This is a genomic window from Desulfofundulus thermobenzoicus, from assembly GCF_009428905.1.
GTDB lineage: Bacteria > Bacillota > Desulfotomaculia > Desulfotomaculales > Desulfovirgulaceae > Desulfofundulus_A > Desulfofundulus_A thermobenzoicus.
The window spans coordinates 1-10,511 of the sequence record NZ_WHYR01000075.1 but is presented as its reverse complement, the minus strand read 5'-3'; the positions used below and the strand labels follow the sequence as shown (position 1 = coordinate 10,511).

Here is a 10,511-nt window from a genome sequence, read left to right as displayed (position 1 = left end):
CATTCATTATTTGGTGCATTAGTCTCATACCATGCAACCTTCTTCATATACAAGTTTGTGATAAATTCTACAAGTTTTTTCAATTTCCTTCCACCATGACGACATTGGTGCTGTAATTCAATGACCGGGTTTAGAATCCGGTTTTTATTTTGTGCTTACGCTCAGTCCGGCGTGGGCGCGGCGAATACCCGCCCGGGATCAATATTCAATGTTATAGCGCTTTAACTTCTTGTATAACCCGGCCCGGGAGATACCCAACAGCTGTGCCGCCTGGCGCTTGTTCCCTTTGGTGGTCTTCAGGGCTTCCAGAATGGCCTCCCTCTCCGCCTCTTCCACCAGAACGGGCAGACCGCCCTGAACCGCGTGCCGCCCTTTGGCCAGACTTCCTTTTTGCAAATAAAGGGGCAGGTGCCTTTTCTGAATGGTGGTGCCGTCCACCACATTAAAAGCCCGTTCAACCACATTTTCCAGTTCCCGCACATTCCCCGGCCAGTGATGGTTTAGAAGGATGTCCAGGACCTCCGGGGAAACCCCCGTGACCCGCTGGCCGAACTGGCGGTTGAAATGGACAATAAAATGGTTGACCAGCAGTTCCAGGTCATCCATACGCTCCCGCAGGGGCGGAATGTTCAGGGTAACTACGTTGATCCGGTAATATAAATCCTCCCGGAACCTTCTTTCGGCTACCATTCTCTCCAGATCCTGGTTGGTGGCCGCAATCACCCGCACATCCACCTGGCGGGGCCTGGTATCGCCCAGCCTTTCGATCTCCTTTTCCTGCAGTACCCGCAGCAGCTTGGCCTGCATGGTTAAGGACATGTCCCCGATCTCATCCAGAAAAATGGTTCCCCCGTGGGCGAGTTCAAACTTGCCCGGCTGGCCCCCTTTCCGCGCTCCGGTAAAGGCCCCGTCCACATAGCCGAACAGTTCCGATTCCAGCAGGTTCTCGGGCACGGCGGCGCAGTTGACCTTGATGAAAGGCCCCCGGCCGCGCAGCCCTTCGGTGTGCAGGGCGTGGGCAAACAGCTCTTTCCCCGTGCCGCTTTCCCCCAGGATGAGCACCGTGGAACTGGTCATGGCCACCCGCCGGGCGGTTTCTTTGACCGCTTCAAAGTTTTTATTCCGGCCGATAATGGAATTAAAGCTGAATTTGCTGCGCTGTACCCGTTCCAGCTCGTCTTTGTAAAAATCCAGCTCACTTTTCAAATGGCGGATTTTTTTCATCAGAGCATAGAGATCCTCCACATCCCGGAAGACCACCGTTCCCAGGGCACCCACAATTTCTCCGTCCCGCACTATGGGTACCCGGTTGGCAATAATCTCCTGCCCGTTGAGGTTGGCCAGATATCCGTATTCCGCCTGGCCAGTTTCCATTACCCGGGGGAAAATGGGTTTGCTGTCCCCGTAAACTTCATAAACGTTTTTACCAATAATCTCTTCCGGCGTTTTATTCCAGAACCCGGCAAAATTATGATTGGCCATGGTAATCACATAATCCCGGTTTATGGCCACTATGCCATCGCTGGACAGTTCCAAAATCATTTCCAAAAGATTTTTTAACTCCCGGATATGTTTGTTGTCTAAAGAAAGTTCGTTAATAATATTTTGGATTTCGTTAATATTTTGAAACTCGGAGACAGCCCCCACCACTTCACCCTTATACCTGATGGGGGTACGGTTGACCAGGTAAGTACCGTCTTTTAATTCCAGCTGGCGCCCCAATTGGGGCTTTCCGTCCTTCAGCACTTGCATCAAGGGCGTGCCCGGGAAAAATTCCTCAATATGGCGTCCCAGAACCTGTTCCCGGGGTAGTTCCAGATAGCGGGCAAACTGGGCGCTGCAGTAAACAATCTGCCCGGACCGGTTTATGGCCACAATGTTGCTGGCCACCGAATCCAGGATATCATGTAGCGAAGGTAAAACGGTCGTCACCACATTTTTTATGATGGCTTCGGACAAACACGTCCCTCCCCACAACCGATTGTCTCTAAAGTTGACATATATATTCCTGCAATTCTCCTTTGCTACAGAAAATCCTGCCTGCTTTTTAATTTAATTTAAAGATATGGCAAGAAGAAATTTTTTGAATGTTAAAGGAAATACCAACAATCCGTATAATTATATCATTAAAAAGTCACCTGTTCATGGGGGGATGGGCGTGAAGGCAATAGTGGAGCGCATGGGGGGGGAGTACGCTGTAGTTCTACTGGGACAGGAACAATATAAAATTATTTTACCCCTCAGTTACCTGCCGGAAGAAATCCGGGAAAGGGACGTGCTGGATATAGACATTAACATCAACAGGAAACTGACTCTGCAAAGGCTGCAAAGACAGTCTCACCGATTAAAAGAGAAAGTAAAAAGGGCCCGGGGGGAAAAGGTTCTCCAGGCCCCCAGCCAGAGCTAACTGACAAGTTTGTTGGTACGCGTCCAGATTTTTAACCGTTCGGCCTCTTTGATCAGCTGCTCCCGGAAACGCGGGTGGGCTATGGAAATTAATGCCTCGGCCCGTTCCCAGGTGGATTTGCCTTTCAAGTTGACCATGCCGTATTCAGTCACCACATACATCACCGTGGAACGGGAAGTGGTAACAATGGCCCCGGGACTTAAAGTGGGCACAATGCGGGAGTGCAGTTGCCCGTTCTTGTCCTGGAAAGTGGAACTGATGCAGATGAAGGATTTGCCGCCCCGGGATAAAAAGGCCCCTTCCACATAATCCACCTGTCCGCCGGTGCCGCTGATCTGCCTGCTGCCGGCCGATTCGGCACACACCTGTCCGTACAGGTCGATTTCCACGGCATTGTTGATGGACACCACCCGGTCGTTCTGGGCGATAACCTGGGGCGAATTGGTATAATCCACGGGATAGCTGGCCGCTGCCGGGTTGTTATGGAGGAAATCATACAGCTTCCGGCTGCCCATGGCAAAGGTATAGACCATTTTATATTTGTCTATGTTTTTGTACCGGCCGGTTACCTTGCCGGCCAGGTACATTTCCATCATGGCATCCACCATCATCTCGGTGTGGATACCCAGTTCTTTTAGATCGGACTGGGCAATCAACTTACCCACCACATTGGGCATCCCGCCGATACCCAGCTGGATGCAGGAGCCGTCCTCAATCTGTTCCACAATTAAACCGGCGATCTTTTCATCACACTCGCAGATTTTGGGCGGGGGCAGTTCCGGCACGCTCCAGTTACTGCTTTCAACGATATAGTCCACCCGGGAGATATGCACGCTCTCCTGGCTGCCGCCCAGACAACGGGGCATGTTCCGGTTTACTTCCACAATCACTACTTTGGCTTTCTCAATGGCCGCCATGGTGGCAGCGTTGTTCAACCCGAAATTAAAATAGCCGTGTTCGTCCATGGGCGTAACCGCCAGCATACACACATCCACATCCATATGTTCCCGGTAATAAGTGGGCACTTCCCGGAAAAGAATGGGAATATAATAGCACAGGCCCTGATCGTGCAGTTTGCGGTCCACACCGCCAAAATGCCAGTTATTGTAGATAAAATGTTCCTGGCCGGGGTCTTCCTGTACCGCCCGGGGTACCCCCGCCGCCCTGGTGACGGCCCGGATCTTCACATCGCGCAGTTCATCCTTGCGCCTGGCCAGGGCGGCATCCAAATCCACCACCTGGCCGGCAAACTGGCCGTAATCCACCCAATCTCCCGATTTGATCACTTTTACCGCTTCATCGGCGCTGACCAGTTTTCTTTTATACTCATCCTGGTAGCTCATATTCTTCCTCCCTCTTTCTCCAAAAACATTTTTCACCGGCACCTAATTCCTCTGACCCATACATAAGCAATTGATATACCAGAGATTGGCGACAAGGCAATCTAGATTCAAAACTCTGTTTTGTTTGAATTTTCAAGGTTTCGCGCAATAGTGTTAATTCAATCTGAACAGATTAGTCTGTCAACTTTGTAGACAGATGTCCTTGACATGCCACTTTTTTGGACTACCCCTCCCAATAAAACAAGGGAAGGCCGGAGAAAGGCATTCCCCGGCCTTTATCCTGGACCCGGGCCCCTCACTTAAGCCGCACAACACCCGGGCAACCATGTGTCAATCTTGTTGACACCACCCACCGGCGGTGTATACCAGAGGACACCGCCGCTCCACCAAAATATTCACCGGTCGTTAACTTGTATTCAGTCAAACCGGTGTAGGCACGGCCCGGCACTCAATGCAAGTCATGTCCTATAAATACTATTAGTTCCGCACGATATATATTAACAACCCGGGAGCAGATAACCTTTGAGTGCCGGGCAACCTCAGTTCGCCGGGTACATTGCCCCGGTCCCGGTATAAATTTAAAAGGTCAGGATACAGATGGCAGATTTTCTAGACCGTCCCTCCGGGCACAGCTCCTCAAAATCCTCTCCACAGGCCACAGGGCAGTATAAGTGGTCAGAAGATAAGCGATGCTCCCGTTACCGGCCAGCACATCCCGCACTGCACGGTGCATCTTTTCCTGTACATGGATTTTCGCCAACGGAAAGCCGGCGTATTTCAGCCTCACGGCCATTTCCGCACCCCTCTGCCCGGTGCAGAACACCTGGTTCACCCGGTGGTGCTGTTCTCCCAGCATTTCAAAATCCACATCCCACAGCCAGGAGATATCCCGCCCGTCGGCAGCGTTATCGTTTATGGCTATCAGGACATCCACCGGTCCCGGCAGGGTTAACAGGGTATGCAGTCCTTCATTGAAACCTGTGGGGTTTTTTACCAGGTTCAACAGCACCGGCCGGCCCCGGTAGCGGTACCTCTCCATGCGACCCGTAGCCGGGGTGTAACCCCCCAGGGCGTGGATGATGCGGTCCGGGTCCAGCCCCAGGGTAAGGGCTGCCGTAAAGGCCGCCAGACCGTTATACAGATTGTATAACCCGGGAACAGGAATAACCAGTTCCCGGGAACCCCCCGGATATGCCAGCAAACAGCCGGTGGTGCCGCCGGAAGAAAAGGCGTGAGAGCCCTCCACGCCGGCTGCCGGCCGGGAAAAGCCGCAGCCGGGGCAGCGGTAACTGCCCAGTTGACTGTAGTGATAATAGGCATACTCCAGTTCCCGGCCGCATCCCGGGCAGAACCGCCCTTCCCGGGCGGCAGTGGAATGGGAAGATACACCAGAGTGTTCCCCCAGGCCATAAAAAGTTACTTCCCGGCCGGTGATGGCACCCAGCCGGGCCACCAGGGGGTCGTCGGCATTCAGAACCAGCCTGGTGCCGGGCAGGCCGGCCAGGGCATCCTCGATAAGGGATATGGTTTTATCCAGTTCCCCATAACGGTCTAGCTGATCCCGGAAAAAATTGGTCACCACCACCACCCGGGGACATACCTGCTGGCTAATCCGGGGAAAGGAGGCTTCGTCCACCTCCAGCAGGGCATAGTCGCAGTCCACCCGTCCTACCGGAGAAGCGGCCTTTAAAAAAGCAGTGGTCACGCCGGTAATCAGGTTGGCCCCCTCGGTGTTGACCACCACCCGGTAACCGGCCTCCCTGACGGCTCTGGCAATCATATTGTTGGTGGTGGTTTTGCCGTTGGTGCCGGTAACCATGACCACACCCCGCCGAACCTGCCCGGCCAGGTGGGCCAGGATGCCGGGACAGATTTTTAAGGATACCATCCCGGGCAGGGAAGAGCCCTTACCTCTACCGGCAAAACGCACCAGCCAGATAATTGCTTTGGCCATCAGTATGGCCAGAATTAAGCGCAGGCGAAAGAACAAACCCTTTAGTTCCCCCTTAACAGCGAATGTTCGGTGAACCCGCTCCGGCGCCCGGCACTACAGGGCCGGGAGGCCAGGAGGCAGGCATTTGACTCACGGTAAGTCATTTTTAATTCGCTCACGGACATCCCCTTCATCTCCGGAAAAAAATTTACAAGTTTATTATACCATAGCTTAACCAACCGGCCATAATTAATAAAAGAGCCCCTTTCCAGAGGTCGCTTATACCCGGCCGTCTACCAAAAGATCTTTCAGAAACGCCACCGCCTGTTCCACCGTATAGGGGGTGGTAGATAGACCCAGTTCAGGCAGGGAACGGAAGATGCGGGTCACCAGGGGGAAACGCAGGGACGCCTGCCGGATCAGTTCCTCCTGCACCAGCAGCGAGGGGCTCCCCTGGGCCAGGGTGTGGCCGTCCTGCACAATAACCACCCGGTCGGCCCAGGCGGCGGCCATATCCACATCATGGGTGGCCACCAGGATGGTGGTGCCCCGCCGGTGCAGGCGGTTCAGTATCTCCAGCAGGGTATCCTGGCCCAGGGGGTCCAGGTAAGCCATGGGCTCGTCCAGCACAATGATTTCCGGCCCCATGGCCAGCACCCCGGCGATGGCCACCCGCTTTTTCTGCCCGTAACTCAGGTGGTAAGGGGCCTTGTCCCGGTAGGCCTCCATGTTTACCGCCGCCAGGGCCTCCTGTACCCGCCGCTCCACTTCCTGCGGTGACAGGCCCATATTTACCGGCCCAAAGGCCACGTCTTCAGCCACAGTGGCGGAAAAAACCTGGTCGTCGGGATCCTGGAAGACCAGACCCACCCGGGCCTTGATCTCCCTGGCCGTGCGGGCATTTACTTCCAGCCCCGCCACCCGCACCTTTCCCCGCTGGGGCAGGTACAGGCCGTTTAAATGCAGCAACAGGGTGGATTTACCGGCGCCGTTGGGCCCCAGGATGGCCACCCGGCTACCCCGGGGTATGGAAAGGGAAAGGCCCTTAAGGGCCCTGGTACCGTCCCGGTAGGTATAGTGCAGGTCTTCTATTTCAATGACAGCGTTTTCAGGCGTCCTTATAATGACTGACCTCCTTGCGCTTTAATTCCTTCGACAATCCACATCCGCATCAACGTCTGAGAAGGGATTCCCTTTTCAGCCGCTATGCGTTTGGCGGCGGCAATCTGCCCCTCGCTTAGTCTTAACGTTACCTTTTTAAGGTTGGCCCTGGCTTTGATTTTTGATTTAAATTCCGGGTCCAATTCCTCCTTGACCGGTTCAACTCGTCCCAGTAATCGGACACGCTGTGCTTCTCCCAGAATTCGGCTTCCTCTTCTACTGTCTTAAAATCAGGCATTTTGGGCATTTCAACTTCCCCCCAGCTCCATTAAACAAAGCCCCAGAGCCACGGACAGGATAAGAGCCCCCCAGGCCAGATCCCGCCCGCCGGGGGAAGGAAGGGATATGTCCCGCCCCCGGCCGGTATAACCCCGGGAAAGCATGGCCAGGTAAATCCGCTCGCCCCTTTCCCAGGAGCGGATAAAGAGCAGGCCCACGGTCTGGCCCAGGGTGCGGAAGGTATGGCGGTGGAAAAGATGCCGGCCCGGGGTGAATCCCCTGGCCCCCCGGGCCCTGTTCATCCGCCCCAGTTCTTCCGCCACCACAAACAGATAGCGAATGGTAAACTCCATGAGCTGGACAAACACGGCCGGCACCCGCAGAGCCAGCAACGCATCCAGGAGCCTGCGCATGCCGGTGGTGGCCGTTAAAAGGTTGATGGCCAGGACGGCGTTTAAGACCCTTAAGGAAAGCATCAGGGCGTGCTGCCACCCCTCCCGGGTGGCCGTCAGAGTTACCACGCCCCACTGCCACCGCCCCAGGGGCTCTCCCGGCATGATAAAGGGGAAGATCAGGACCATCACCCCGGCGAAGGGCAGCACCCAGGCCAGACGCCCGGCCAGCTGACGGGGCTTTACCCGGGCCGCCGCCGTAAGGGACAACAAAAACAGGGCTGCCAGGCCCAGCCCGGATATGGAGGTGAGCAGGGTGGTCAGGACCACAAAGCCGGCCACCGCCACCACCTTCACCCGGGGGTCCAGGCTGTGGATAAACGACGCTGCCTGTTGTCCGCCGGCCCAAAATATATTTTCCATATGGCTGCCACCTCGCCAGTGAAATCGTACGGTATCTTCCCCAACAGACAAACCCGTTATAATACAAAAAGCCATGGAACAGCAGGCCCCTTTCCTCCTGGCCATAACCTCCATGGCTATTATTGCTAATATAATTTTTTACCCATGATTTTTACCCATGACTGCTAAATGCTCAGTGACCCCCCTGTGGTGCCGCGCTGTTCACTGATGCCCATTATCAGCTGCGGGAGATCCAGCAATGTCCGGTTCTTCATGACAAGCTTTCTTCAGGGAAAACCGGGATCTCCTTGATCCCGTTTGCTTTATTATAACGTTCGCCTTCCCTTGAATCAAGCTTTTCTTTGAATGTTACCGGAAGGCTGATCATTTCCTGCATATTCGCTTCCGGCGTTTCTATTAAACCGGAGAATAACCCGCACCAGCAGGTACATGGCCGCAAAAACCAAAAGAGTACCCACGACACCGGCCAGGGCGGTAGCCAGGCCTTCATGGGCTATGCCGGGAAAAACGTAATCAGGCATCAAGGCATGAATTAATTCTTTGCCCTCGGCCAGGTGCAAAAACCCCTGGTCTTCGGCCACCCTTTCCAGCCCGTCGGGACTGGGGGAAGCAAAAGGGGAAAGCAGGGCCGCCACGGCCAGGGCCACCAGCAGCCCAACCAGCAAAGTTTTCTTGTTCACTGACCTGTCCTCCCTCCAAAAAATAGTCGCAAGTGATTCCGGTAACGGTTTATTGATTCTTGCATCAGGAGCCGCTGACTTCTCGTACCGTTACTGGTTAATACCTTCCCCGGGAAACGCCCGCCAGATCCTTTTGCCCGGGCTGTTCCAGTCCCCATAACCGGGAGACAAAGGTGATCACCACCACGGTAATCAGGCCCTCCCCAATGCCGATCAGGGCATGCCAGCCCATCATGGCCGGCAGAACCACCTTCAGGGGCACCGTACCGGAAAGGGCTATTTCCAGTGTGCAGGCCAGTGCCGCGGCCATCACCGAAAGCCAGGAGGCCAGGAAGGTGGCTATGGTGCGCCCGGCATTACCCCTGACCGGGCCGGTGATCAGGCGGTAAACACCCCAGGCCACCCAGGGGGCGATGAAGGCCATATTCAGTACGTTGGCCCCCAGGGCGGTCAAACCGCCGTCGTAAAAGAAGAGCATTTGAATGACCAGCACCGTGGTTAAAATAAGTCCGGCACTCCAGGGCCCCAGCAACACCGCCGCCAGGGCTCCTCCCAGCAGGTGGCCGGAGGTGCCGCCGGCCACCGGAAAATTAACCATCTGGGCGGCGAAGATAAAGGCCCCCATCACTCCCAGGGCGGGAACCTGCCGGTCCTCCAGCACCCGCCTGGTCTTTGTCACTGCCGTGGCCACCGCTCCGGCGCTTATGGCACTGGCGCTTACCCAGATCTTGGGATCCAGGAATCCATCGGGGATATGCATAAAAACCGCCTCCTTTAATGTTGACCCGGCCGGGAAAATAAAAATGACCACCCGGCCTTATCCCTGGGATAGACCTCCGTGGTCAAGCGTTCGCCGTTGCTTCAGCTGTCTTTTCCAGCGGGCAGTTAGCGGTGCCTTCCTGACACCTGTTTGCTAAACAACCTGCCCTTTATAGGAATATTCATTCTCCACTATAAAAGGAAATCCTGCCCGGGGTAAAAATTTTTTTGCAGATAACCTGCCTAATGCACGCAAGGCCCATTATCTTATTGAGAGGGAAAACAATACCATGCCTTTCGGGATCTCTTTCATTGAAAAAAGCTCCCGGCCCTTCTTTTTTCTTTGCCCCGGGCCGTATTGCTTCCGGAAGCAAAGAACCGGGCCGGCAGGAAAAGGTGTTCCAGTAAAATGCACAGCAGCATGCCGCTTAAAAAGCCGTTGCCCAGCAAGTAGCGGGCCGTGGCGGGCATGCCGGCCAGCACCTCCGGGGGCAGCATCATGGACCCCGTACCGAAGAGCAGGGTCAACCCCACCACATAGAAATCCCGGTTGTCCAGTTTTAATTGCAAATAGTCCCGCAGGCCGAAGCCCACCATCTGGCAGAAGGAGGCCATGAGCACCGAATAGCCCACCGGCACGGGTATGGAGGATAAAAGGGCGCCCACCGGCGGGACCAGCCCCATGAGGGCCATTATGACGGAAAAGAGAATAAAGGGCAGGCGGGAAGCCACCCGGGTCATGCCCACCAGGGCCGCCCCGGCGGAAAAGGGTACAAATCCCACCGTGGCCCCCACCCCGGCCATCACATCGGAAACGCCGGTGAGGGCCACCCCCCGGTCATAAACCCGCCGGGACAGCTTTTGCCCGGTGGTTTTTTCCATGGCCAGGATGCTGGCCACCAGGTTGCTTAAAACCAGCAGGCCGGTCATGACGGAGGTAAAGATAATGCCGGCGTCAAAGGTAGGCGGCCCCCAGGCAAAAAGCCGGGGTAATTGTACCGCGGTGGAGGTGGCCCAGGGTATGCCGGGGGCCAGACCCAGGAGCAGGGCCGCCAGCCAGCCGGCAGTGATGCCAATGAGCACTGCTATGCTGCGGGTAAAGGGGCGGCCTTTAAGGCTGGCCCACAGGACCACCGCCACCACCATGACCGAAAGCAGGACGGAGCGCATATTCGCCCCGCCCCCCTCCACCCC

Annotated in this window: 11 protein-coding genes; 1 reads left to right on the top strand and 10 read right to left on the bottom strand. The window is 55.5% G+C overall.

Annotated elements, in window-relative coordinates:
* Window positions 1–198: 198 nt before the first annotated feature.
* Window positions 199–1,959 (bottom strand): sigma 54-interacting transcriptional regulator, encoded by a 1,761-nt coding sequence (locus tag GFC01_RS16935; RefSeq protein ID WP_152948331.1) that lies wholly within the window; start codon window positions 1,957–1,959, stop codon window positions 199–201.
* 199 nt (window positions 1,960–2,158) lie between these two features.
* Here GFC01_RS16935 and GFC01_RS16930 point away from each other — a divergent pair, with 199 nt between their 5' ends.
* On the top strand, window positions 2,159–2,407 hold the full coding sequence (locus GFC01_RS16930; protein WP_194175016.1) for a DUF3006 family protein: 249 nt from the start codon (window positions 2,159–2,161) through the stop codon (window positions 2,405–2,407).
* On the opposite strand, the gene GFC01_RS16925 is transcribed toward GFC01_RS16930, so the two are convergent.
* The 9 genes from GFC01_RS16925 to GFC01_RS16890 form a co-directional block, all read right to left on the bottom strand.
* Window positions 2,404–3,750, bottom strand: a complete 1,347-nt coding sequence (locus GFC01_RS16925; protein WP_152948329.1) for an acetyl-CoA hydrolase/transferase family protein — start codon at window positions 3,748–3,750, stop codon at window positions 2,404–2,406. The two genes, GFC01_RS16930 and GFC01_RS16925, sit on opposite strands and share 4 nt — an antisense overlap.
* Window positions 3,751–4,336: 586 nt before the next feature.
* Window positions 4,337–5,740, bottom strand: coding sequence for a MurT ligase domain-containing protein (locus GFC01_RS16920; protein ID WP_243137669.1), 1,404 nt, complete (start codon window positions 5,738–5,740; stop codon window positions 4,337–4,339).
* A 222-nt stretch (window positions 5,741–5,962) separates the two neighbouring features.
* Complete coding sequence (locus GFC01_RS16915) at window positions 5,963–6,766, bottom strand: ATP-binding cassette domain-containing protein (protein WP_152948328.1); 804 nt, start codon at window positions 6,764–6,766, stop codon at window positions 5,963–5,965.
* A 35-nt stretch (window positions 6,767–6,801) separates the two neighbouring features.
* Window positions 6,802–6,987, bottom strand: coding sequence for a BrnA antitoxin family protein (locus tag GFC01_RS19580; RefSeq protein ID WP_243137672.1), 186 nt, complete (start codon window positions 6,985–6,987; stop codon window positions 6,802–6,804).
* Window positions 6,933–7,082: a CopG family antitoxin gene (locus GFC01_RS19575; protein WP_243137670.1), complete on the bottom strand. Its 150-nt coding sequence runs from the start codon at window positions 7,080–7,082 to the stop codon at window positions 6,933–6,935. The genes GFC01_RS19580 and GFC01_RS19575 overlap by 55 nt, the downstream gene beginning before the upstream one ends.
* 10 nt (window positions 7,083–7,092) lie before the next feature.
* Window positions 7,093–7,878, bottom strand: a complete 786-nt coding sequence (gene cbiQ / locus GFC01_RS16905) for a cobalt ECF transporter T component CbiQ (protein ID WP_194175015.1) — start codon at window positions 7,876–7,878, stop codon at window positions 7,093–7,095.
* A gap of 329 nt (window positions 7,879–8,207) precedes the next feature.
* Window positions 8,208–8,558 (bottom strand): PDGLE domain-containing protein, encoded by a 351-nt coding sequence (locus GFC01_RS16900; protein WP_341474071.1) that lies wholly within the window; start codon window positions 8,556–8,558, stop codon window positions 8,208–8,210.
* 97 nt (window positions 8,559–8,655) lie between these two features.
* Window positions 8,656–9,318: an energy-coupling factor ABC transporter permease gene (locus GFC01_RS16895; RefSeq protein WP_152948326.1), complete on the bottom strand. Its 663-nt coding sequence runs from the start codon at window positions 9,316–9,318 to the stop codon at window positions 8,656–8,658.
* 308 nt (window positions 9,319–9,626) lie between these two features.
* A partial coding sequence (locus GFC01_RS16890; RefSeq protein ID WP_194175014.1) for a purine/pyrimidine permease occupies window positions 9,627–10,511 on the bottom strand: 885 nt, incomplete at its 5' end.